The following is a 22886-nucleotide window of genomic DNA, read 5'->3' as shown; positions in this document are numbered from 1 at the left end:
AACCAGGGCGTTAGCGGCTCGTAATGAAACGAGCACGCTACGTTATCGACGATCTACTTGCCGTGACAGAAAGGTCGCCCCAGGGGGGTTGTGCGATGAGCCTCCCTGTTGCAGAGTCGTCACAAAGCAAGCACGCCTAGCCAGGAGGTGCCTATGTCTTTGAACCACTCACCGGAGACGCACAAGAATCTCATCGCACGCATCCCGAAAGTCACAGGACGTGACCTCCCCGAGTGGTTCGAAGCCATAGAATCCGGCCCTTCCTTCCTCCGATGTGACGAGAGGGTCAACTGGCTGGCGGACGAGCACGGACTCTCCCACGGCTACGCGGTCGCCCTCGTGCACGAGCACGAGCTGCACCGGCGCGCCGTACGCTTCTAGCTTTCCGTGGAGCCGAGCCGGGCCCGCGACTTCGCCCGTGAACACCACCGGGCGGTCATGATCACGCGTCATGCCGATGGCCGCCCGCAGACCTCACCCGTCATCTGCGCCGTCGACGCCGCAGGACGGATCATCGTCAGCACGCGCGAGACCGCGGCCAAGACCCGCAACCTGCTCCGCGACCCACACGTGACGTTCTGCCTGTTCACCGACGCGTTCTTCGGTGACTGGGTCCAGGTCGACGGCGAGGCCGAGGTGCTGCACCTGCCCGAGGCGATCGAACCGCTGGTCGACTACTACCGGATGATCTCTGGTGAACATCCGGACTGGGACGAATACCGCGAGGCCATGAAGCGCGACCGTCGCGTGCTGGTGCGCACGACGATCACCCGCGCCGGCCCCGACGTCAGCGGCTGAGACAGACGACGCCCCCGCCGACCGTGTCCGGTCGCGGGGGCGTCCGCTCGTTCAGTTACGGCTGTAGAAGCGGGACAGGAAGCGCAGCATCTCGAGGTAGATCCACACGAGGCTGAGCGTGAGCCCGAACGCCGCCAGCCACGACGCCTTGCGCGGCGCACCGGAGCGTACGCCCTGCTCGATCGAGTCGAAGTCGAGCAGCAGGAAGAGGCAGCCGATGAGGATCGCCGCGATGCTGAAGACGAACCCGAGCGCCCCGTTGCCCCGGATGCCGATGCCGCCGACGTGGAAGATCGACACGAGCAGGTTGAGGATCATCAGGCCGACCAGCGCCATCGCCGCTGCGATGACGAACCGGGTGAACTTGGGCGTCACCCTGATGATCCGCAGCGAGTAGACGGTGAGCATCGCGCCGAACGCCAGGGCCGTGCCGATCACCGCCTGGAGCACGACCCCGTTGTAGACGTCGTTGTAGGCGTGGCTGATCACCCCGACCGCGACGCCGTACGAGGCGGCGAACCCGAGCACGAGCGGCCCGTTGACCTTCCGGCCGAAGGTCACGATCGCCCAGAGGACGACCCCGATGATCACCGCCACGAGCGCGACGGCGTTGGCCACCCGATCGGGCACGAAGATCCAGGCGAGCGCCCCGGCGACGGTGAGCGTGGCAAGGGTGAGGAACGAGCGCACGACGACGTCGTCAATGGTCATCGACCGCTGAGGCGTGTAGGCGGGCGCGTCGTACATGTTCTGGAGATGCTGCGGACTGGGCGCGTAGCCCGACTGCTGCCCGAAGGCACCACGCCGGGAGAAGACTGGGTTCCTGCTCTCCATGGAAGCCTCCGGATGTATCTCTGCGCCCAGCCTAACGACCGACCGCGTCCCTGATGTTCCCTACCGTGAGTAACGACCCGATTCATGAGAGTTCTGGACGGAACCCTGCACGTCATGCGGCCGGCACGCCGCCTCCGGGGCCCTGCTCGCCCTTCACTCCGCGCGCCGCTTCTAGCTGGACGATCTTCCGCGAGGGCGGGCGATCGGCGCATTGGGGGAGCAACGTGCGTGTTAGGACGAGTTGGACCAAAGGGGTCGAACGAGGGCTCAACTGCTGTCAATGACCGGTGCCCCCGGTCGGAGTCGAACCGACACGAACAACTCTTTTAGGGAGTCTGCCTCTGCCTGTTGGGCTACGGGGGCAGCGGCAATCATACCGGGGAAACGCCAATAGCGGACCACCGAGTAAATGCGGTCAAGAATTCCTATTACTGCTGCAACGAAATTCTGACCGAATACTGTTCAGTATCTTTTGGTCGCCTGCTCGAACTCTTCGCGCGGGCGCTGGAGGGTCCCCAGCGAAACGACCTCACGCTTGAAGAACAGGGCAAGTGTCCAGTCTGCGGTGACTCGGGCCTTGCGGTTCAGCGTCGGCAGACGGGACAGGTGATAGGTACGGTGCATGAACCATGCGACGATCCCACGTAGCTTGACGCCATAGATCTGGGCAACCCCCTTGTGCAGTCCGAGACTGGCCACTGATCCGGCATAGGCATGTTTGTACGCCTTTAGTTCCTGGCCTCGCAAGGCGGCCACAACGTTCCCGCCCAGAACCTTGGCCTGGCGTACCGCGTGCTGGGCGTTCGGCGCGCAGAACTCGCCGGGTTTGGTCAGATCCGGAACCGCAGCTATATCACCTGCGGTAAATGCGTTGCCGAGTCCCTGAACGGTCAGTTCGGCGGTCGCCTTCACACGGTCCTTGTCATCCAGCGGCAGATCCGTCTTCTTGACAAGAGGGTTCGGTTTGACGCCCGCCGTCCACACGAGAGTGCCCGCCGGGAACTCCTCGCCGTCACTCAGCACGATGTCGCGGTCCTCCGCGGACTTGAGCATCGTCTTCAGCCGTACGTCGATGCCGCGGCCCCGCAGCGCCTCCACCGTCCACTGGCCCATGTCGACGCCCACCTCGGGCAGGATGCGGTCGCTGGCCTCCACCAGCACCCAGCGCATCTCAGAGGCCTCGAGATCGGGGTAGTACTCGCAGGCGTCGCGCGCCATGTCCTCCAGCTCCGCGAGCGCCTCGACGCCCGCGTACCCTCCGCCGACGAAGACGAAGGTGAGCGCCTGCCTCCGTGCCTCCTGGTTCGTCGTCGAGGCGGCGATGTCGAGCTGGCGCAGCACATGGTTGCGCAGGAAGATCGCCTCGGCCACGGTCTTGAACCCGATGCCGTTCTCGGCCAGCCCGGGAATGGGCAGGGTCCGCGAGATCGACCCCGGACAGAACACCAGGAGGTCATAGGAGACCGTCCGCGTCTCCTTGGGCTCGGCGTCGCCGCTTTCCACGACCTGGACCGTCGCCTGACCTTTGGCGTGGTCGACCTGCGTGACCCGGCCGTTGAGGATCTTCACGCCGGGCAGGACGCGGCGCAGCGAGACGACCACGTGCCGGGGCTCCAGGTTGCCGGCCGCCGCCTCCGGCAGGAACGGCTGATACGTCATGTACGACTGGGGATCCACGAGGGTGATCGAGAGCTCGCCGGACCTGAGCTGCCGGCGCATCTTCCGCCGTAGCTGGAGGGCGGTGTACATGCCGACATAGCCGCCACCGACGATCAGTACGTGTTTGGACATGTTCGATGCGGTACCCATGGCACTCTCCGAGAACCGATTCCTGAGCTTGTGAAAGTTTTCACGAGCTACGGCTTTACCGTACTCCGCGGCACCCGGACGGAGCACCCCGAACCTTGTGATTCAGGTCACGCCGAAACCTGCGCGCGGTCCCTCGGGTCGGGTCCGAACTCCTGCCGCCCTCGCCGCGTCATAGATGGCGAAAGAAGAAGCGATGGGCAAGGGCCGGAACGTCCAGGGGAAGCGGGGGCTCCCCTGGGCCCCGGCCCTACCCATGCCAGGGCCGGCGTGTACGGCCGGCCGTGGGCGGGCCCGGCGCCGAAGGCCGCGCAGGGCTGAAGGTCTGAGCGGAGCCCGGCCGGAGAGCCGGGTGGCGCCGGAACCAGAGATCCAGGTCTGGAGGCCGCGCGAATCGGCAGGTGGGCCAGGCCCGGAGGCTGCGGACGAGACGGGGCTCGCAGGCATCCCACGCCCGGAGGGCTCCGCGCTGGAGCACGAGCGGCACTTCGGCGTGATCGCCGGTTCCCTGCCCGAGCCGGACCGGACCTGGAGGTCACGGAAGAGGCCCGGCCCGAAGCCGCGGCCGGGCCGGGCTCGGCAGCCACCTCCAGCAGCGGCCGCTGCTGGGGGTCCGTCGCCAGGGCCTCGCGCGGGAAGATCTCGAAGAACGCCGCGTCGAAGTCGTCCGTGAGTCGCGCGCCGCGATCTCGAGAACGTGTCGCGGGTCAAGCCGCCCAAGCGACGCCTCAGGCGGGGACGCCCGCGTACGTGCGGGCCCGGGTGAAGATCTCATCCAGCATCGGTTCCGTCACGCGTCCCGTGAAGGTGTTCTGCTGACTCGGGTGGTAGCAGCCGATCAGCAGCGCCGTCTCGCCGGCCGGGCTCTCCAGCGGCACCTCGACCCCGTGCCCGAAGACCGTACGAGGCTTCGGCATCTCATAGCCCGCCTCCCCCAGCGACGGCCACAGCGCCTGCCAGCCGTACCCTCCCAGCACCACGATCGAGCGGACGCTCCCCGCGACGAGGACCAGCTCCCGCACCAGCCACGGCGCGCACGCCGCGCGTTCGGACGGGGTCGGCTTGTTGGCCGGTGGCGCGCAGCGGACCGGCGCGGCCACCCGCGTGTGAAGCAGGCGCTGGCCGTCGGCCGCGTGGACGCTCGTCGGCCGGGCGGCCAGCCCCACCCGGTGCAACGAGGCGAACAGCCAGTCGCCGCTCCGGTCGCCGGTGAAGATCCGGCCCGTACGGTTGCCGCCGTGTGCCGCCGGGGCCAGGCCGATGATCAGGACGCGCGGGTCCGGGGCACCCCAGCCCGGTACCGGACGGCCCCAGTACTCCTCGGTGGCGAACGCGCGCCGGCGGGCGACCGCCACCTCCTCCCGCCACTCCACGAGGCGCGGGCACGCGCGGCACACCGACTGGCACGCGACGAGGGAGGACAGCGAGCCGGCCGAGGCCGCCAGCCGCGCGACGTCGGCCGGTGACTCCGCGACCGGGGTGTCCGGCGTGGCCGGGTCGCCCGGCCAGCCCGAGCCCGGGGGGACGAACGGGGCGTTCATCTCAGGCCAGCGACCACGCGATGCCGTCGAGGATGTCGTGCTCGCTGACGACGAGGTCGGCGAAGCCGTACTCCCGCATGATGCGGTCGAGGATCAGCGCGCCCGCGCCGATGACGTCGACGCGGCCCGGGTGCATGACGCCGAGCTTGGCGCGCTCGTCGCGGGTGGAATGCAGCAGCATGCGCGTGACGTCGTGCACCTGGCGGGCCTTGAGCCGCGACAGGTGGATGCGCTCGGAGTCGTATTCGGGCAGGTCGAGCGCGATGCCGGCCACGGTCGTGACCGAACCGGCCAGGCCGACGAGCGTACGCGCGCGTTCGATCGGCACGCCCGGCACGGGCGGTGCGGCCGGAGGCGGCGGCGCGGTCGGCGGGAGCGGCACGCCGTCCGCGTCGACGAGGGCGGGCGCCTCACCGTTGCGCGTCACCTCGATCTCGGCCGCTCCGGAGCGTACGGCGGCGAGGGCCGCGTCGATGTCGGCGACGGCCGCCGCGACCTGCTCGGGCGAGGGCGGGTCGGAGTGCAGGTGGCGCTCGGTCATGCGTACGCAGCCGATGTCGACCGACCGTGAGACCTCGACGTCGCCGGTGCCGAGGACGAACTCGGTCGACCCGCCACCGATGTCCACGACGAGGTAGGGCCGCATCGGGCGGAGCGCCGCGAGGTCCCTGGTCGCCCCGGTGAAGGAGAGGCGGGCCTCCTCCTCGCCGGAGATCACCTCGGGCTCGACCCCGAAGATCTCCACGACGCCGCGTACGAACTCGTCGCGGTTGGCGGCGTCACGGGTGGCGCTGGTGGCCACGACGCGTACGCGCTCGACTCCGTGGCTCTCGAGGAGCTTGCCGTAGCCGCGCATCGCGGTGAAGGTGCGTTCGAGCGCCTCGGGTGCGAGGCGCCCGGTCTTGTCCACGCCCTGGCCGAGCCGGACGATCTCCATCCGCCGTTCGAGATCGGTCAGCTCCGTGCCGGAGATGTCGGCGATGAGCAGGCGGACCGAGTTGGTGCCGCAGTCGATCGCGGCCACGCGCGTCACTGCGCTCATTCGCTCTCCTCCCAGCTGTTGCGGCCGTCACGGACGTGCTCGCCCACGCTCGCACCTGCGATCATGACAGCTTCCTGACTGACGTGACAGTCGACGGGTGGAGACGGTTCGAGCGTGACACATTCCCCGGCGCGCCACCAGTCCGGCAGTGCGTCGAGTGCCTCACGGCCGAAGGGGTTGGCTCCCGGTACGGCCAGCTCATGCGCGACGAGCGCGTGCAGGCACTTGACCCGCTGCGGCATGCCGCCGGAGCTCTGCGTGCCGGCGGCCAGCGGCTCGACGCCCTGCGCCCGCGCCGCGTCGTCGCGGCGGTCGAGGTAGTCCTGGTGCGCGGCCTCGTACGCCTCGGCCAGCGCCGGATCGGTCTCCAGCCGGGCGGTCATCTCCCGCATCAGCCCGCTCGCCTCCAGAGTGCCGATGGCCGATGCCGCCCGCGGGCAGGTCAGATAGAAGAGCGTGGGGAACGGAGCGCCGTCGGACAGCCGCGGCGCGGTCTCCACCACGTCGGGCAGCCCGCAGGGGCAGCGATGGGCCACCGCCCGCAACCCGCGCGGCTCACGGCCGAGCTGGGCTGCGACGGCCGCCGCGTCGCGTTGGTCGATCACCGGTGTCCCCTTCGAGCCTACGAGCCGAGCGTCAGCTGCAAGGTTATGCGGTCAGCGGCGCCGGTCGGCCGCATCCACCGAACGCCACAAGGTGACATACCAGGGCGGCGTCGGCGGGGTGGTCTTGCGGGCCGCGGCCGGGTCGCCGCCCTCGTCGCCGCCGAGCACCACGTAGCACTTGGCGCCCGGGTCGCACATGTGCAGACGGCGCCGGGCCTCGCGCCGTACGTAGGACTCGTCGCCGAGCCGCTGCTTCTGCGCGGCGAGCTGCTCGACCTGCTGCTGGGCCTGCCGCTGCTGGACCCGGAGCTGGGCGATCTCGCGGCGCTGGGCGATGTACTCGCGTACGGGATAGGCCAGGCTCAGCGCGATCGCGCAGGCGACGACCGCGAGGATCGCGGCACGCCCGGTGAGGTGGGCGCGGCGGAGTTCGCGCGCGTCCACCTCGTCCGGGCTCTTCTTGCCCTCCGGCACTCTATGACCAGGAGAACCGGGGGAAGGCCGCCGCGCCGGCGTAGCGGGCGGCGTCGTCGAGCAGCTCCTCGATGCGGAGCAGCTGGTTGTACTTGGCCACGCGGTCGCTGCGCGCCGGGGCGCCCGTCTTGATCTGGCCGCAGTTGGTCGCGACGGCCAGGTCGGCGATCGTGGTGTCCTCGGTCTCGCCCGAACGGTGGCTCATCATGCAGCGGAAGCCGTTGGTCTGGGCGAGCGACACCGCGTCGAGGGTCTCGGTCAGCGTGCCGATCTGGTTGACCTTGACGAGCAGGGCGTTGGCCGAGCCCTCGTCGATGCCGCGCTGCAGGCGCTCGGGGTTGGTGACGAACAGGTCGTCACCGACGACCTGTACCCGGCCGCCGACGGCGTCGGTGAGCGCCTTCCAGCCGGCCCAGTCCTCCTCCGAGAGCGGGTCCTCGATGGAGACGAGCGGGTACGCGTCGAGCAGCTCGCCGTAGTAGGCGGCCATCTCCTCGGCGGACCGCTTGCCGCCCTCGAAGGCGTAGGTGCCGTCGTTGTAGAACTCGGTCGCGGCGACGTCGAGGGCGAGCCCGATGTCGGTGCCCGGCCGGAAGCCGGCGCTCTTGATCGCCTCGAGGATGAGGTCGAGCGCGTCGCGGTTGCTCGGCAGCTCGGGGGCGAAGCCGCCCTCGTCGCCGAGGCCGGTCGCCAGGCCACGGCCCTTCAGCACGGCCTTGAGCGCGTGGTAGGTCTCCGCGCCCCAGCGGACCGCCTCGCCGAAGGTCGGCGCGCCGATCGGCGCGATCATGAACTCCTGGACGTCGACGTTGGTGTCGGCGTGCGCGCCGCCGTTGAGGATGTTCATCATCGGCACCGGCAGCATGTGCGCGTTGGGGCCGCCGACGTAACGGAACAGCGGGAGGTCGGCGGTCTTGGCGGCGGCCTTGGCCACCGCGAGGCTGACGCCGAGGATGGCGTTGGCGCCGAGGCGGGACTTGTCCGGCGTGCCGTCCAGGTCGATGAGCGCCTGGTCGACCAGGCGCTGGTCGTCGGCGTCGTAGCCGAGCAGCTCGGGCGCGATCTCGTCGAGCACGCCGAGGACGGCCTTCTCGACGCCCTTGCCCTTGTAGCGCTCGCCTCCGTCGCGCAGCTCGACGGCCTCGAACTGGCCGGTCGAGGCGCCGCTCGGCACCGCGGCGCGTGCCTCGCTGCCGTCGTCGAGCAGCACCTCGACCTCGACGGTCGGATTACCACGGGAGTCGAGGATCTCCCGAGCGTGTACGGCGTCGATCGACGACACTTGAGCTCCTTGTGATTACTACGGGACGTTTCGACCCCCGAGCCTAGCCGCCCCGGGGATGGGCACGACGCAACGCCACCCCCGTTTCCCGTTCGCCGGAGGGCGAGAGACCTCTCCTGAGCCGTCAGCCGGTGAGGTCGCGCACGTGAGGAGGCAGGTTGCCGGTGACGACGTCGGCGAGGCTCACCTGGTCGACGATGTTCTGCACCGCGGTGTCGGCGGCCAGCCAGACGTGCCGCAGGTGGACCGCCGTGCCTTCGTAGGAGGTGTCGGCGGCCGGCTCGCCGCGGATGTCGGTCAGTAAACCGTCGACCACCCGGATGACCTCGCCGACCGAGATGTCGGCGGCCGGGCGGGTCAGCCGGTAGCCGCGCTCCGGGCCGCGCTGGGTGACGATCAGGTCGGCGCCGCGCAGTTCGCCCAGAATGGTCTTCAGGAAGGACAGTGGCATGCCCTCCCCGGCCGCCAGCGCACCGGCGGTGACGGTGGCGGGGTCGGCGGCGGCCAGGGCGAGCACGGCCCGGAGCGCGTAGTCGGTACGTGCGGTGATGTGCACGGCTCAGGCGACGGCCAGGGTCCGAGCGTCGGGGCTGGGCCGGACATGGACGGTCTCACCCGGCGCCAGCCGGAGCCGTTCGGCCAGCCCCCTGGTGACCTGGGCCCACGCGTCCTGTTCTCCGAGCCTCATCTCCACCCGGACCTCGAAGCCCAGCCGGACCACGCGTTCGACCGTCGCCTCGGCGCTGCCGGGCTCGGGTTCGGTGGTCAGCTCGATGTCATGCGGGCGGACCAGGCGGCCGTCCAGCTCGGTCACCGGGCCGAGGAAGCGCATAACGAACTGGTTGGCCGGGTTGTCGTACACGTCGTGCGGGCTGCCGGACTGCTCCACCCGGCCACCGGCCAGCACCACGATGGTGTCGGCGACCTCGATCGCCTCCTCCTGGTCGTGGGTGACGAACACGGTCGTCACGTGCACCTCGTCGTGCAGGCGGCGCAGCCAGGCCCGCAGCTCCTTGCGGACCTGGGCGTCCAGCGCCCCGAAGGGCTCATCCAGCAGCAGCACCTCGGGCTCGACCGCCAGCGCCCTGGCCAGCGCCATCCGCTGCCGCTGGCCGCCGGACAGCTGTGCCGGGTAGCGCTTGGCGAACTGGTCGAGATGGACGAGCTCCAGCAGTTCGTGCACCCGCTTGTGGATCTCGGCCTTGGGGCGTTTGCGGATCTGCAGGCCGAACGCGATGTTGTCGAAGACGGTCATGTGCTTGAACGCCGCGTAGTGCTGGAACACGAAGCCGACGTTGCGCCGCTGCGGAGCCAGCCGGGTGACGTCGTTGCTGGAGATCAGTACGGTTCCCGAGTCCGGTTGCTCGAGCCCGGCGATCACCCGCAGCAGCGTCGACTTGCCGCCGCCGGAGGGCCCGAGCAGCGCGGTGAGAGAGCCGGAGGCGACCTCCACCGACACGTCCTGCAGCACCGGGGTGGCGCCGAACGCCTTGTTGATGTGACGGGCCTCGATGGCCATCAGTCAGCCTTTCGCTGGAGCAGTTTGATGACGAGCAGGCTGATGATGGCGATCAGCGCGAGCGCGGTGGCGGCGGCGAACGCGGCGGGCTGCTCGAAGTTGTCGAAGCGTTCCTCGACGTACAGCGTGAGGGTCTGGGTCTGGCCGACCAGGCGGCCCGACACGACCGCGACCGCGCCGTACTCTCCGAGGGCCCGTGCCAGGCAGAGCACGATGCCGTAGGCCAGGGCCGAGCGGATGCCGGGGATGGTGATGCGCCGGAAGGTCTGCCACCGGCCCGCCCCCAGCGTCTGGGCGGCCTGTTCCTGCTCGTCGCCCAGCTCTTCCAGGACCGGGACGACGGCGCGCACGACCAGCGGCAGCGACACGAACACGGTGGCCAGGACCATGCCGGGCGTCGAGAAGATGATCTGAATGCCGTGGTCCTCCAGCCAGCCGCCGAACGAGGAGAACTTCCCGTACACCAGGATCAGCGCCAGGCCGACCACGACCGGGGAGACCGCCAGCGGCAGGTCGATCACCGCGTTGAGGACCCGCTTGCCGGGGAAGTGGTGGCGGACCAGCAGGATCGCGGCGCCGATCCCGAAGACGGTGTTCAGCGCGACCGCCCACAGCGCGACGATGAACGTCACCTGGAAGGCGTGCAGTGCCTCGTGGGTGGTGAGCGCGTCGAAGAACGGGCCGAGCCCCTGGTGGAAGGTCTTCCAGCCGATCAGCACCACCGGCAGGACCAGCAGGAACAGCAGGTACGCCAGTGCGACGGCCCGCAGCGCGTACCTGCTCACCGTTCTCTTCGGCTTCGGGACGCTCGAACGATCAGCCACGGCGGGACCCCCACCTCTGCACCAGGTCCAGGGCCACCAGCACCACGAACGCGACCGCCAGCAGGACGGTCGACACGGCGGCCGCCGAGGCGGTGTTGTCGTTCTCGATCTGCCCGAAGATCTGCACCGCGGCCACCTGCGTCTTGAACGGCAGGTTGCCCGAGATCAGCACGGTGGAGCCGAACTCGGCGATCGACCGGGTGAAGGCCAGCGCGGTCCCGGAGACCATCGCGGGCACCAGGTTGGGCAGGATGATCCGCCGGAAGATGGTCCCGTTGCCGGCACCCAGCGAGGCCGCCGCCTGCTCCATGTCCCGGTCGAGTTCCATGAGGACCGGCTGCACGGTGCGCACGACGAACGGCAGCGTGACGAACAGCAGCGCCACCGCGACGCCGGCCCTCGTGTACGCCAGGCTGACGCCGAGCGGGCTGTCCGACCCGTACAGCTCCAGCAGCACCAGTCCGGCGACGATCGTCGGCAGCGCGAACGGCAGGTCGATGAGGGTGTCCAGCACGGCCTTGCCGGGGAAGGAGTCGCGCACCAGCACCCAGGCGATCAGCGTGCCCATCACCAGGTTGATCAGGGCCACGATGACCGAGACGACGATGGTCAGCTTCAACGCCGCCCAGGCGTCCGGGGTGGTGACCGACTTCCAGAAGAAGCCCGGCCCCTCTCCCGCGGACTTCCAGAGGACGGCGGCCAGCGGGATCAGCACGATCAGGCTGAGGAAGATCATCGCCGAGCCGAGGCCCAGCGCCGTCGGTGCGCTGGGCCGTCTGCGCCGCGTGACGGGCCGCGCCGGGCCCGGCGCGGTGCCGGGCCCGGCGGAGTCCGTGTCCAGAATCTCGGAGGTCAAGAAGTCACTTCCCGGTCGAGACGCCGAGGCTCTTCTCGATACCGGTCACGATGCCCTTCTGCGGGTCGAAGAAGTCCGTGGTGACCTTGTCCCAGCCGCCCAGGTCCTTGATGGTGAACAGGCCGGCCGGCTTGGGGAACTTGTCGGCTCCCGCCACTCCCGCGACCGTCGGCCGGTAGCCGTTCTTGACCCACAGCGCCTGGCCCGCCGGGCTGTAGAGGAAGTCCACGAACGCCTTGGCCTCGGCCGGGTGGGCGCTGTTCTTGGTCACCGCGATCGGGTTCTCGATGAGGATCGTGGAGTTCGGGACCGTGTAGTCGACCGGCTGGCCCTTCTGCTGCGCGAAGATCGCCTCGTTCTCGTAGGTGATGACCGCGTCGCCCTTGCCGCCGACGAAGGTCTGCAGCGCCTTGCGGCCGCTGTCGTCCTGCACCGGGACGTTCTTCAGCAGGCTCTTGATGTAGTCCACTCCGGCGGGCTGGTTGGTGCCCTTGGCGGACGCGGCGCCGTAACCGGCCAGGATGTTCCAGCGCGCGCCGCCCGAGGTGGACGGGTTGGGCGTGATCACCTGGATGCCGGGCTTGATGAGGTCCGGCCAGTCCTTGAGGTTCTTCGGGTTGCCCTTGCGGGTGGTGATGGTGACCACCGAGTCGGTGATGAACCCGTGCTGGGGGTTGCTGTTCCAGTCGGAGGCGACCAGCCCGGCCTTCACCAGCCGGGTGACGTCCGGCTCCAGCGAGAAGTCGACGACGTCGGCCTTGAGCCCGGCCGCGACCGACCGGCTCTGGTCGCCGGAGGCGCCGTAGGACTGGGTGAAGGTGATGTTCTTGCCCGCGGGCGTCTTCTGGAACGCCTTGATGAGATCCTGGAACGCGGCCTGAGGGGTGGAGTAGGCCACCAAGGCCAACTGCACCTTCTTACCGCCGCCGCTCCCGGAGTCGTCCGAGGACGAGCCTCCGCAGGCCGCGAGGGACATACTGATGCCCAGTGCCGCCACCGCGGCGATGGTTCTTGTGCTGTGACCCATCGTCCTTGCTCCATATTTCCGATCAATTTGGTACGAAAAGTAGATCAAGCTGGCCACGACATAGTCAACTGAATCGATCGGGAATGTCTGCCACGATTGGGTAACGCCGCTGGAAGCGGGCCGCCGCAGAGGTCAGTCGTTGTTCGGGCGAGCGCCCGTCGTGTCGCCGATCGGCGGGAAGGTCGGGGGCGGGAACGTCGGCGGGCCCTGGGTCGGCGGTCCGCCGGGCGGGTTGCCCGGGGGGTTGGGCCGGTTCGGACGGCCCCTGCTCACGTAGATGGTCACCGTCGCCCCGGGCTCGACGCGCGAGCCGCCGCCCGGGCTCGTACGGGCCACGGTGCCCCGTGGGTAGGTGTCCGACGCGACGCTCCCGCCGGTGTTCACGTCGAAGCCCGCGGCGGCCAGCCGCGATCGGGCGGCCGAGACACTCAGGCCGACCACGTTCGGCACCTGGACGCGGTCCTCGCCGGATCCCTCGCGGTAGTACTCGCCCGGCGGGCTGTGGAAGTCGTGCGCGGGTACGCCCTTGAGCGCGCCCAGCATCGTCTGCCGCCAGATCGGCGCCGGGATGTCCGCGCCGAACACCTCGCCGTAGCAGCGGCCGGCCAGGCAGACGTTCTGCATCGGATGGGCGTAGCCGCCGCGCGGGTCACCGACCCACACCGCGCTGGCCATATCCGGCGTGTACCCGGCGAACCACGCCGACGTGAAATTGTCGACCGTGCCCGTCTTGCCTGCCGCCGGACGCCCGATCCCCATCCCGGCGGCGGTGCCCTGGGTGAGCACGCCGCGCAGAACATGGTTGACGCCGTCGGCCACGCCCTTGCGGACGGCCTGGTGGCACTTGGCGTCCGGGACCTTCATCTCGTGGCCGGTCGCGTCCGTGATCTTGGCGAGGACCACCGGGTCGCAGTACCGGCCGCGGGCGGCGAAGGCCGCGTACGCCGCCGCGAGGCGGATCGGGGAGACCGTGTTCGGGCCGAGGGTGAAGGACGCGACCTGCTGCAGCGGCTTGCCGTCCGCGCGGCGCATGCCGAGCTTTTCCGCCATCTTCACCGTGTCACAGAGCCCGACCTGCTTCTCCAGGTTGAGGAAGAAGGTGTTGACGGAGTTCCACGTGCCGGTGACCAGGCTGAACGTGCGACCGCCCTCACCGTCGCCGGCGTTGCTCAGCGACGTGGACGAACCCGCGTACTTGCCGTCGCAGTCGTGCAGGCCCGTCGGCGAGTAGTGGTCCGGGGCGTACAGCCGGTGACCGAAGGCCATGTCCTGGTCGAGCGCGGCGGCGAGCGTGAAGACCTTGAACGTCGAACCCGCCTGCATGCCGAGGCTGGTGCCGTGGTCGCCGTCGGCGGCGAAGTTGACCCAGGTCTTGCCGATCTTCTCCGACGGGCCGAGGGAGCGGTCGACGACCATCGCGCGGACCGCGCCGGTGCCCGGCTGCACGAGGACCTCGGCGGAGGCCTTGTGGCTGGAGTTCTTCTGCGGCACGTAGCGGTCGACCGCCTTCTGCGCCGCGCGCTGCATCTTCGGGTCGACCGTCGTACGGATGGTCAGCCCGCCGCGCTGCAGGAGTGCCTTCCGCGCCTTGTCCGTCGCCCCGAAGATCGGGTTCGTGAGGATCTCCCGCTGCACGTAGTCGCAGAAGAACGGCGCGGAACTCTCCACGCAGCCGTTCGGCGTCGACTTGACGTCCAGGCCCAGCGAGGTGCGCTCGGCGGCGGCCGCCTCGGCCGGGTCGGCCCAGTGGATCTGGGCCATGCGCGCCAGCACGGTGTTGCGGCGCTCGGTGGCGCGCTGCGGGCTCACCGTCGGGTCGTAGGCGTAGGGGTAGCGGACGATCCCGGCCAGCAGCGCCGCCTGCGGCAGCGTCAGGCTCGCGGCGGACTTGCCGAAGTAGTGCCGGGCCGCCGCCTCGATGCCGTACGCGCCGTCGCCGAAGTAGGCGATGTTGAGGTACCGCTCCAGGATCTCGTCCTTGGTGTACTTCTTCTCCATCGCCACCGCGAGCCGCAGTTCCTTCACCTTGCGGGCCGGCGTCTCGGCGAGGGCGGAGCTGCGCTCCTCGGAGTTGCTGGCGGTCTCGACGAGGAGGTTCTTGACGTACTGCTGGGTGATGCCCGAGCCGCCCTGCGTCACCTCGCCGGCCGCGAGGTTGCTGGCCAGCGCGCGGATCGTCGCCTTGAAGTCCAGGCCGCCGTGCTCGTAGAACCGGTTGTCCTCGATCGCGAGGATCGCCTTCCGCATGATCGGGGCGACCTTCTTCAGCGGGACGTCCACGCGGTTCTCGTAGTAGAACGTCGCGATCTTGGATCCGTCCTCGGCCAGGATGACCGACCGCTGCGGGACCGGCGGCGTACTCAGGTCCACAGGCACGGACTGGAACCAGTTGGCGCCATTACGGGCGCTCACACCCAGCATCCCGAGTGTGGAAAACGCGATTAGGGCCGCCAGCACACCAGCGACCACCCCCGTGCCTGCGAGGCGCCAGACCGTTCGGAGGACACGACTTCGAGGGGCCTCCTCAGACGACACCGGCTTAGGATACGTCGAACTTTGCCCGTTTGGATCTCGCTCGTCTAACAAAAACCCCCACTAGTACCGCCAAAAAGACCGAAATCATCCTCAACAGCCGCAACTCGCATGCTTGACAGAGCGCCCTTAACCCTGGTTTTGGTCATCCGACGCATGAGGGGGTTTACGGCGGGAAGAGCCAGTCGGTCTCGGGCGGGCCGTCGGCCGCCTCGTCGTCGTGGCCGGGCTTGTCGCCGCCCTTCTCCTTGTCCTTGTCCTTCTTGTCCTTGTCCTTGTCGTCCTCCTCCTCACCGCTGCCCTGACGGAAGAAGCCGCCACCCGGCTCGGTGAAGCCGTGCTCCGGCACGCCGCGCAGCGCCTCGGTCATGGTCTCCCGCCAGATCGGCGCCGGGACGTCCGCGCCGTACACCTGCGCGAAGCAGCCCTCCCCCAGGCACACATCGCGCAGCGGGTGCTTGTAGCCGCCGCGCGGGTCCCCGACCCACACGGCGCTCGCCATGTCCGGTGTGTAGCCCGCGAACCAGGCCGAGGAGAAGTTGTCGACGGTGCCCGTCTTGCCCGCCGCCGGGCGGCCGATCTCGTTGCCCTTGGCCGTGCCCTTGGTCAGCACGCCGCCCAGCACGTGGTTGACCGCGTCGGCGACGTCGGTGTCGATGACCTGATGGCAGCCGGCGCTCGGCACCTTGACCGGGCCGCGCGGCGAGCCGATGCTCGTGATCGCGATCGGCGAGCAGTACTTGCCGCGGGCGCCGAACGCCGCGTACGCCGCCGCGAGACGCTCCGGCGAGACGGTGTTGAAGCCGAGAGTGAAGGAGGGGTACTGCTCGAGCTTGCCGCCCGTCGCCTTCCGCATCCCGAGCCGCGTGGCCATCTTGTACGTCTCGCAGAGGCCGACCCGGCGCTCCAGGTTGAGGAAGAAGGTGTTCACCGAGTGCCAAGTGCCCGTCACCAGGGTGAAGTCGCGGCCTCCCTCACCGTCGCCGGCGTTGCCGAGCGCCGTCGTGTCGCCCACCCGGTGACCGGCGCAGTCGCGGAACCCGGTGGGCACGAACTCCTTGGGCGCGTTCAGCTTCTGCCCGAACGGCATCTCCTGCCGCAGCGCCTCGGCCAGCGTGAACACCTTGAACGTCGAACCCGCCTGCATGCCGAGGCTGGAGCCGTGGTCGGAGTCGGCGGCGAGGTTCACCCACATCTTGCCGCGCTTGCCGCTGTCGCCCAGCTTGCGGTCGATCGCCATCGCGGTGATCGCGCCGGTGCCCGGCCGGACCAGGACCTCCGCGGCGGCCTTGCCCGAGCTGTTCTTCGGCGGCACGAAGCGGTCGACGGCCTGCTGGGCGGCCTTCTGCATCTTGGGTTCGAGCGTCGTATGGATCTCCAGCCCGCCGCGCTGCAGCAGCGCGCGCCGCTGCCGCAGGGTGGCGCCGAAGACCGCGTTGCCGAGGATGTCACGCTGGACGTAGTCGCAGAAGAACGGCGCCGAGCTGGTCACACAGCCGTTCGGCGTTTTGGTGACGTGCAGGTGGATCGGCCCGGTGCGCGCCGTCGTGGCCTCGGGGAGCGTGATCACCTTGAGCTCGGCCATCCGGTTGAGCACGAGGTCACGCCGCTGCCGCCCGCGCTTGGGATGCAGGTGCGGGTTGTAGGTCTGCGGTGAGCGGACGATCCCGGCCAGCGCCGCGGACTGCGGGAGGCTGAGCGCCGCCGCGTGGACGCCGAAGTAGTGCCGGGCCGCCGCCTCGATGCCGTACGCGCCGTCGCCGAAGTAGGCGATGTTGAGGTAGCGCTCCAGGATCTGGTCCTTCGTGAGCCGCTTCTCCAGGCCGACGGCGTAGCGCAGTTCGCGCAGCTTGCGGCCCGCGGTCGGTTCGAGCGCGCTGCGGCGCTCCGCGGGGGTGTCGGCCATCTCGGCGAGGGCGTTCTTGACGTACTGCTGGCTGAGCGTCGACCCGCCCTGGATGACCTCGCCGGCCCGCAGGTTCGCGATCACCGCGCGGACGGTGCCCTTGACGTCGAGCGCGCCGTGTTCGTAGAAGCGGCTGTCCTCGATCGCCACGATCGCCCGCCGCATGATCGGCGCGACCTGGGTGATGGGGACCTCGACGCGGTTCTCGTAGTAGAACGTGGCGAGCTTGGAGCCGTCGGCCGCCAGGATCACCGACCCCTGCGGCAGCGTGGGCGTCACCATGTCGGCGGGCAGCGACTGGAAGCCGCGGTTGGCCGCCCGGACGCTCAGCCCGCCCATGAGTGCGTACGGGAGTACGAGGAGACCCGTCAGCACACCCGCGATGAAGGCAACGGTCGCCAGTTCGCGGATCCGGACGAGCGTATCTTCCGCTTTCACCCCCACAGTTCGCGGTCATCCCCACACGGGCGGTAACCGGAAACCTTAGGCAGCGATTCGTCGGTTAGAGGCGCTGTGACGGCCTTCCGGCAGATCAGCCCTCTTCGCCGGAGTCCTCCCAAGCGCGTACGCGATCACGGAAACGCCGGGCGGCGGCCCTCAGTTCGGCCTCGGGGTCGCGGCCCTCCTCACGCAGCCGGGCGACCACAGCGAACAGCTCCGCGCCCGTGCCGTCGTCGGCGAACAGCCCCTCGGGCGCGCCCGCCTTCTCGGCCCGCCTCTGCAGCTTGGCCGCGAGAGACAGGGCCGGCTGCCCCATCGGCACCCCGGTGAAGATCGAGGCCTCCTCGCCGCGCTCGGCCGACTTGATCGCGTCCCAGTTGGCGTTGACCTCCTCGGCGTCGGCGACCGTGACCTCGCCGAACACGTGCGGATGCCGGCGTACGAGCTTGGCCACGATGCCCTCGGCCACGTCGTCCACGCTGAAGTCCTCGGCGATCTCGGCGTGAAAGGTCACCTGCATCAGGACGTCGCCGAGCTCCTCGCGCAGCGCGTCGAGGTCACCGCCCTCGATCGTGTCCACGACCTCGTAGGCCTCTTCGAGGAGGTAGGGCGCGAGCGACTCGTGGGTCTGCTCGCGATCCCACGGGCACTCGCGGCGCAGCGTCTCGGTCACCGTGATCAGGTCGAGGACGCGCGCGCCCGGCAGGTCGTACGTCCCGTGCAGCGCCTCGATCTCCGGCGGGTCGGCGGTGTTCACGAGGATGCTGCCGACCTGGCGCATCAGCGCCTCGTCGCCGTCCGCACCGGCCAGCCAGACGACAGAGCCACCCGCCGCGGCGCGGACCAGCGCGGCCGCGTCCGGCGCGGTCACCTCGACCTCGATGCCGGCGGCGCGGAGGTAGGGCAGCTGCGGGTGGTCGGCGGCGCCGGCGAGCACGCGGCCGGCCGACCGCAGCGTCTCCCACGCGGGCCAGGTGAGCTGGCCCGGCGCGACCCGCGGCGAGGTCGCGAGAAAGATCAGACCTGGCACTTGACCCCGCCGGAGGCACCGTCGGGCGTGCCGGAGTCGGGGGTGGACAGGCGCGGGCAGACCGGGCCGAGGTTCAGCGTCTTGTGGCTGAACGTGCCCAGGCGCGGGTTGACGGTGATGTCGAGGTGCCGCAGGGCGCCGGTGTAGTCCGACCTGAGCTGCTCGATCTGCGCCTGCTTGGACGGGTCCGCCGGCTGGTTGGGGTTGATGCCGTAGCGCTGCAGCATCGTCTGCTGGATCAGCAGGGTGCGCGCGAAGTCGTCGGCGTAAGACGTCGGCAGCCCCTCGGCCAGCACGTACGCGTCGAGATCCTTGCTCCCGCCCTGGGAGGCGATGAAGGCGTCCACCTGCCCCTGGGAGGCCGGGATGCTCTTCTCACGGGCCACCTGGTCCCAGGCCCGGATCTCGATCAGCTGGAAGAGCGCGCTGCGGCGCGGCGAGGACGGATCGAAGGGCACCTGCTGGCCCGACTGCTGGCCCTGGGCCTGCTCGACGATCTGCTGCGCCTCCGGATACTTCGGGAGCTCCTTGCTCCACCGCGAGACGGCGGAGTCGAGCGTGGCGACGGTGATGCGGTCATTGCCGATCACCGCGGCGGCACCCGGCTTGGCGGGGCCGCAGGCGGCCAGGGCGGTACCGGCGGCCAGTACGGACACGGCGGCCTTCAGCGACTTACGGAACACGAGCGTCCTTCTCGTTCATGGCTCATTCTTGGCCGGCTAGCCGGCCACCGGCTCGGGAAGCAGCAGCGCCTCGACGAGGCCGGTGGACCATTTCAGCAGCTCCTGGTCGCGCAGCGGCCGGCCGCCCAGCGGAGCCGTCTTGGGCACCGGCACCAGCAGCGTATTGGTCGCGGCTTTGATGATGCTCTTGGGGTACAGCCGTTGCAGCCGGACCGTGCGCGACTCCGGAAGGCGTACGGGCGAGAACCGGATGTGGTTGCCCTGCAGGGTAACGTCCGTCAGCCCGCCTCTACGCGCGAGGGCGCGGAAGCGCGCCACCTCCAGGAGGTTGAGCACCGGCACCGGCAGGGGCCCGAAGCGGTCGGTGAGCTCCTCGCGGACGGCCTCGATCTCGCTGCCGTCCTGGATGCCCGCGATGCGGCGGTACGCCTCCAGCCGCAGCCGCTCCCCCGGGACGTACTCGTGCGGGATGTGCGCGTCGACCGGCAGCTCGACCTTGACCTCGGGGGTCTCGGCCGGACCGTCCTCGCGCAGCTCGCGTACGGCCTCGCCGACCATGCGGACATAAAGGTCGAAGCCGACCCCGGCGATGTGGCCGGACTGCTCGGCGCCCAGGACGTTGCCCGAGCCCCGGATCTCCAGGTCCTTCATGGCGACGAACATGCCGGCGCCCATCTCGGTGTGCTGGGCGATCGTGGCCAGCCGCTCGTGCGCCGTCTCGGTCAGCGGCGCCTCGGGCGGATAGAGGAAATAGGAGTACGCCCGCTCGCGCCCCCGGCCGACCCGGCCGCGCAGCTGGTGCAGCTGCGACAGGCCGTACATGTCGGCCCGGTCGACGATCAGCGTGTTGGCGTTCGGGATGTCCAGCCCGCTCTCGACGATCGTCGTCGCGACCAGGACGTCGTACTCCTTCTCCCAGAAGTCGACCATGATCTTCTCGAGCTGGTGTTCGTTCATCTGGCCGTGCGCGACGCCGACCTTCGCCTCCGGCACCAGCTCGGCCAGGTGCTTGGCCACCTTGTCGATCGAGCGCACGCGGTTGTGGACGAAGAAGACCTGGCCCTCGCGGAGCATCTCGCGGCGGATCGCCGCGGCGATCTGCTTGTCGTCGTACGGGCCGACGAAGGTCAGGACCGGGTGCCGCTCCTCGGGCGGGGTGAGGATGGTCGACATCTCCCGGATGCCGGACAGTCCCATCTCCAGGCTGCGCGGGATCGGCGTGGCGGACATGGCCAGCACGTCGACCTGGGTGCGCATCTCCTTGAGGCGCTCCTTGTGCTCGACGCCGAACCGCTGCTCCTCGTCGATGATGACCAGGCCGAGCTCCTTGAACCGGGTCTCGGGCGACAGCAGGCGGTGCGTGCCGATGACGAGGTCGACGGTGCCGTCGACGAGGCCGCGCAGCGTCTCGGCGACCTCGCCCGCGGTCTGGAACCGGCTGATCGGCTTGATGACCACCGGGAACGCCGCGAACCGCTCGGCGAACGTCGACAGGTGCTGCTGAACGAGCAGCGTGGTCGGCACCAGCACGGCCACCTGCCGGCCGTCCTGCACCGCCTTGAACGCCGCGCGTACGGCGATCTCGGTCTTGCCGTAACCGACGTCGCCGCAGATCAGCCGGTCCATCGGCACCGGCTTTTCCATGTCGGACTTGACCTCGTCGATCGCGCCGAGCTGGTCGGGCGTCTCGACGTAGGGGAAGGCGTCCTCCAGCTCGCGCTGCCAGGGCGTGTCCGCGGCGAACGCGTGGCCGGGCGAGGCCTGACGGGCGGAGTAGAGCCGGATCAGCTCGCCCGCGATCTGCCGTACGGCCTTGCGCGCGCGGCCCTTCTGCTTCTGCCACTCGGCGCCGCCGAGCCGGTGGAGGCTGGGCGCCTCGCCGCCGACGTAGCGCGTGACCTCCTCGAGCTGGTCGGTCGGCACGAACAGCCGGTCGCCCTTGGCGTACTCGATGATGAGGTATTCACGCGTGGCGCCCTGGACCGTACGGCTCGCCATCTCGACGTAGCGGCCGACGCCGTGCTGCTCGTGCACGATGTAGTCGCCGACGGTGAGGCGCAGCGGGTCGATGCCGCCGCGCCGGCGCGAGGGCATGCGCCGCATGTCCTTGGTCGAGGACTTCTGCCCCGAAAGATCGGTCTCGGTGAGGACCGCCAGCTTGACCGCGTCCCAGACGAACCCGTGGTCCAGGCGCCCGCAGGAGACGTGCACGAGCGAGGGTTCGGGCGGCCCGTCCAGGTCGGCGACCTTCGCGCCGAGCCCCTCCTCGCGGACGACCTCGGCGAGCCGCTCGGCCGGGCCGTGGCCCTCGGTGACCAGCACGACGCGCCATCCGTCGTGGATCCAGCCCTTGACGTCGGCCATCACGCGCTGGGTGTCGCCGCGGTAGGCCTCGGCCGCGCGCGCCCCGATGCGCAGCGCGTCGGCGTCCTGCTCGTCGAGGACCTCGGTCACCTCGGACATCTCGCCGGTCGCGTCGGAGTACTCCCGGCGGGTGCGCGTCACTGTGCCGCCTCCGACCCCGCCTTCGACTCCCACCCCCAGCCCGCTGATGAAGGGCGTGATCGTCCGCCACGGGAGGCCGAGGCCGGTCGCGTGGTCGCGGACCTCCTCCAGGGACCGGTAGGCGGCGCCCCCGAGGTCGATCGGGGCCTCGCCGCCGGCGGCGGCGTTCACCCAGGACGCCTCCAGGAACTCCTGGCCGGTGCTGACCAGCTCGGCGGCGCGCGTACGGATGCGCTCGGGGTCGCAGATGACCACCGAGGCCCCCTCGGGCAGCACGTCGAGCAGCAGCTCCATGTCGTCGGCGAGCACGGGCGCGAACGCCTCCATGCCCTCCACCGCGGCGCCGTCGGCGATCTGGTCGAGGACCTCGGCGAGCGCCGGGTGCTCGCCGGCGAGGTCCTTGGCCCGCTCGCGGACGGACTCGGTCAGCGGCAGCTCACGGCAGGGCGGCGCCCACAGGCCGTCGGCGGCGACTTCGAGAGAGCGCTGGTCGGCGGCCTTGAAGTAGCGGATCTCCTCGACCTGGTCGCCCCAGAACTCCACGCGCAGCGGGTGTTCCTCGGTGGAGGGGAAGACGTCCAGGATGCCGCCGCGTACGGCGATCTCCCCGCGCTTCTCCACCAGGTCCACGCGGTCGTAGCCGGCCTCGACCAGGCGGCGCACGATGTCGTCCAGCTCGGCCTCGTCCTGGGGCCGCAGGCGTACGGGCTCCAGGTCGCCGAGGCCGGAGACGATCGGCTGCAGGAGGGCGCGGACCGGGGCGACGACGACCTGCAGCAGCCCGGCCGCCGGGTCGTCGGGGTCGCCGTGGGCGAGCCGCCGGAGCACGGCGAGGCGCTGGCCCACGGTGTCCGAGCGCGGGGACAGCCGTTCGTGCGGCAGGGTCTCCCAGGCCGGGAAGGCCGCGACCCCCGCGGGGTCGAGCAGGCTCGTCAGGGCGGCCGTGAGGTCCTCGGCCTCCCGCTCGGTCGCGGTGACCATCAAGACGGTCCGCCCCCGGTCGCGCGCGAAGGCGGCGCCCAGGAGCGGCCGCAGCGCGGGCGGGGCGACCAGGTCGAGCCGTGGACCGCCGCCCGCGAGGGCCTGGACCAGCGCGGGGTCGGCGGCGGCTACGTCAAGCAGTCCGGAAAGGGTCATGAGCTCATCAAAGGTATGGCAGCACGATGTGCCCGGGAGCGGTG

The 22886-nt window shown here is 70.0% G+C and carries 20 protein-coding genes and 1 tRNA gene; 2 read left to right on the top strand and 19 right to left on the bottom strand.

Going from position 1 to position 22886, the window contains the following annotated elements:
• Nucleotides 1-153 precede the first annotated feature (153 nt).
• Both QWU11_RS08060 and QWU11_RS08055 read left to right on the top strand, forming a co-directional pair.
• Nucleotides 154-381, top strand: a complete 228-nt coding sequence (locus QWU11_RS08060; RefSeq protein WP_290104414.1) for a DUF4287 domain-containing protein — start codon at nt 154-156, stop codon at nt 379-381.
• Between the two features lie 6 nt (nt 382-387).
• Nucleotides 388-798, top strand: coding sequence for a PPOX class F420-dependent oxidoreductase (locus tag QWU11_RS08055; RefSeq protein ID WP_290104413.1), 411 nt, complete (start codon nt 388-390; stop codon nt 796-798).
• A gap of 51 nt (nt 799-849) precedes the next feature.
• On the opposite strand, the gene QWU11_RS08050 is transcribed toward QWU11_RS08055, so the two are convergent.
• From QWU11_RS08050 to mfd, 19 genes are all read right to left on the bottom strand, one after another.
• Nucleotides 850-1632: a Bax inhibitor-1/YccA family protein gene (locus QWU11_RS08050; RefSeq protein ID WP_290104412.1), complete on the bottom strand. Its 783-nt coding sequence runs from the start codon at nt 1630-1632 to the stop codon at nt 850-852.
• Between the two features lie 288 nt (nt 1633-1920).
• Nucleotides 1921-1995, bottom strand: a tRNA-Leu gene (locus QWU11_RS08045).
• 99 nt (nt 1996-2094) lie between these two features.
• Nucleotides 2095-3423 (bottom strand): NAD(P)/FAD-dependent oxidoreductase, encoded by a 1329-nt coding sequence (locus QWU11_RS08040; protein ID WP_290104684.1) that lies wholly within the window; start codon nt 3421-3423, stop codon nt 2095-2097.
• Between the two features lie 125 nt (nt 3424-3548).
• The gene (locus QWU11_RS08035; protein WP_290104683.1) at nt 3549-4079 is read right to left on the bottom strand and encodes a hypothetical protein; all 531 of its coding nucleotides are present in this window, start codon (nt 4077-4079) and stop codon (nt 3549-3551) included.
• Between the two features lie 87 nt (nt 4080-4166).
• Nucleotides 4167-4979, bottom strand: a complete 813-nt coding sequence (locus QWU11_RS08030) for a uracil-DNA glycosylase (protein WP_290104411.1) — start codon at nt 4977-4979, stop codon at nt 4167-4169.
• Nucleotide 4980: 1 nt separating this feature from the next.
• Nucleotides 4981-6012 (bottom strand): Ppx/GppA phosphatase family protein, encoded by a 1032-nt coding sequence (locus QWU11_RS08025; protein ID WP_290104682.1) that lies wholly within the window; start codon nt 6010-6012, stop codon nt 4981-4983.
• Nucleotides 6013-6017: 5 nt separating this feature from the next.
• The gene (locus QWU11_RS08020) at nt 6018-6626 is read right to left on the bottom strand and encodes a DUF501 domain-containing protein (protein WP_290104410.1); all 609 of its coding nucleotides are present in this window, start codon (nt 6624-6626) and stop codon (nt 6018-6020) included.
• 51 nt (nt 6627-6677) lie between these two features.
• Nucleotides 6678-7100 (bottom strand): septum formation initiator family protein, encoded by a 423-nt coding sequence (locus tag QWU11_RS08015; RefSeq protein WP_290104409.1) that lies wholly within the window; start codon nt 7098-7100, stop codon nt 6678-6680.
• A gap of 1 nt (nt 7101) precedes the next feature.
• Nucleotides 7102-8382, bottom strand: coding sequence for a phosphopyruvate hydratase (gene eno / locus QWU11_RS08010; RefSeq protein ID WP_290104408.1), 1281 nt, complete (start codon nt 8380-8382; stop codon nt 7102-7104).
• A 124-nt stretch (nt 8383-8506) separates the two neighbouring features.
• Complete coding sequence (locus tag QWU11_RS08005; protein ID WP_290104407.1) at nt 8507-8938, bottom strand: Rrf2 family transcriptional regulator; 432 nt, start codon at nt 8936-8938, stop codon at nt 8507-8509.
• A 3-nt stretch (nt 8939-8941) separates the two neighbouring features.
• Nucleotides 8942-9901 carry a TOBE-like domain-containing protein gene (locus QWU11_RS08000; RefSeq protein ID WP_290104406.1) on the bottom strand — a complete coding sequence of 320 codons (960 nt, stop codon included), beginning with the start codon at nt 9899-9901 and terminating at the stop codon, nt 8942-8944.
• Nucleotides 9901-10725 carry a sulfate ABC transporter permease subunit gene (locus tag QWU11_RS07995; protein WP_290104405.1) on the bottom strand — a complete coding sequence of 275 codons (825 nt, stop codon included), beginning with the start codon at nt 10723-10725 and terminating at the stop codon, nt 9901-9903. Before QWU11_RS07995 ends, QWU11_RS08000 begins: the two co-directional genes overlap by 1 nt.
• A complete protein-coding gene (gene cysT, locus QWU11_RS07990; RefSeq protein ID WP_290104404.1) occupies nt 10718-11581 on the bottom strand; it encodes a sulfate ABC transporter permease subunit CysT in 864 nt (287 codons plus the stop codon). Before cysT ends, QWU11_RS07995 begins: the two co-directional genes overlap by 8 nt.
• A 4-nt stretch (nt 11582-11585) precedes the next feature.
• Nucleotides 11586-12608 carry a sulfate ABC transporter substrate-binding protein gene (locus tag QWU11_RS07985; protein WP_290104403.1) on the bottom strand — a complete coding sequence of 341 codons (1023 nt, stop codon included), beginning with the start codon at nt 12606-12608 and terminating at the stop codon, nt 11586-11588.
• Between the two features lie 132 nt (nt 12609-12740).
• Nucleotides 12741-15020: a penicillin-binding protein gene (locus QWU11_RS07980; protein WP_290104402.1), complete on the bottom strand. Its 2280-nt coding sequence runs from the start codon at nt 15018-15020 to the stop codon at nt 12741-12743.
• Nucleotides 15021-15306: 286 nt separating this feature from the next.
• On the bottom strand, nt 15307-17484 hold the full coding sequence (locus tag QWU11_RS07975) for a transglycosylase domain-containing protein (RefSeq protein WP_290104401.1): 2178 nt from the start codon (nt 17482-17484) through the stop codon (nt 15307-15309).
• A gap of 94 nt (nt 17485-17578) precedes the next feature.
• Nucleotides 17579-18517 carry a MazG family protein gene (locus QWU11_RS07970; protein ID WP_290104400.1) on the bottom strand — a complete coding sequence of 313 codons (939 nt, stop codon included), beginning with the start codon at nt 18515-18517 and terminating at the stop codon, nt 17579-17581.
• Nucleotides 18505-19200 carry a hypothetical protein gene (locus QWU11_RS07965; protein WP_290104399.1) on the bottom strand — a complete coding sequence of 232 codons (696 nt, stop codon included), beginning with the start codon at nt 19198-19200 and terminating at the stop codon, nt 18505-18507. Before QWU11_RS07965 ends, QWU11_RS07970 begins: the two co-directional genes overlap by 13 nt.
• A 36-nt stretch (nt 19201-19236) precedes the next feature.
• Nucleotides 19237-22842 (bottom strand): transcription-repair coupling factor, encoded by a 3606-nt coding sequence (gene mfd / locus QWU11_RS07960; protein ID WP_290104398.1) that lies wholly within the window; start codon nt 22840-22842, stop codon nt 19237-19239.
• Between the last annotated feature and the right edge of the window lie 44 nt (nt 22843-22886).

Source organism: Actinomadura sp. DC4 (assembly GCF_030406325.1).
GTDB lineage: Bacteria > Actinomycetota > Actinomycetes > Streptosporangiales > Streptosporangiaceae > Actinoallomurus.
The sequence above is the reverse complement of the archived record's forward strand: the minus strand, read 5'-3'. Positions and strand labels throughout refer to the sequence as shown.

Excerpts from the sequence above, each read along its gene's own strand:
- QWU11_RS08000 (WP_290104406.1), bottom strand. The coding sequence starts at position 9,901 with ATGGCCATCGAGGCCCGTCACATCAACAAGGCGTTCGGCGCCACCCCG.
- QWU11_RS07985 (WP_290104403.1), bottom strand. The coding sequence starts at position 12,608 with ATGGGTCACAGCACAAGAACCATCGCCGCGGTGGCGGCACTGGGCATC.
- QWU11_RS08050 (WP_290104412.1), bottom strand. The coding sequence starts at position 1,632 with ATGGAGAGCAGGAACCCAGTCTTCTCCCGGCGTGGTGCCTTCGGGCAG.
- QWU11_RS08040 (WP_290104684.1), bottom strand. The coding sequence starts at position 3,423 with ATGTCCAAACACGTACTGATCGTCGGTGGCGGCTATGTCGGCATGTAC.
- QWU11_RS08030 (WP_290104411.1), bottom strand. The coding sequence starts at position 4,979 with ATGAACGCCCCGTTCGTCCCCCCGGGCTCGGGCTGGCCGGGCGACCCG.
- QWU11_RS08060 (WP_290104414.1), top strand. The coding sequence starts at position 154 with ATGTCTTTGAACCACTCACCGGAGACGCACAAGAATCTCATCGCACGC.
- mfd (WP_290104398.1), bottom strand. The coding sequence starts at position 22,842 with ATGACCCTTTCCGGACTGCTTGACGTAGCCGCCGCCGACCCCGCGCTG.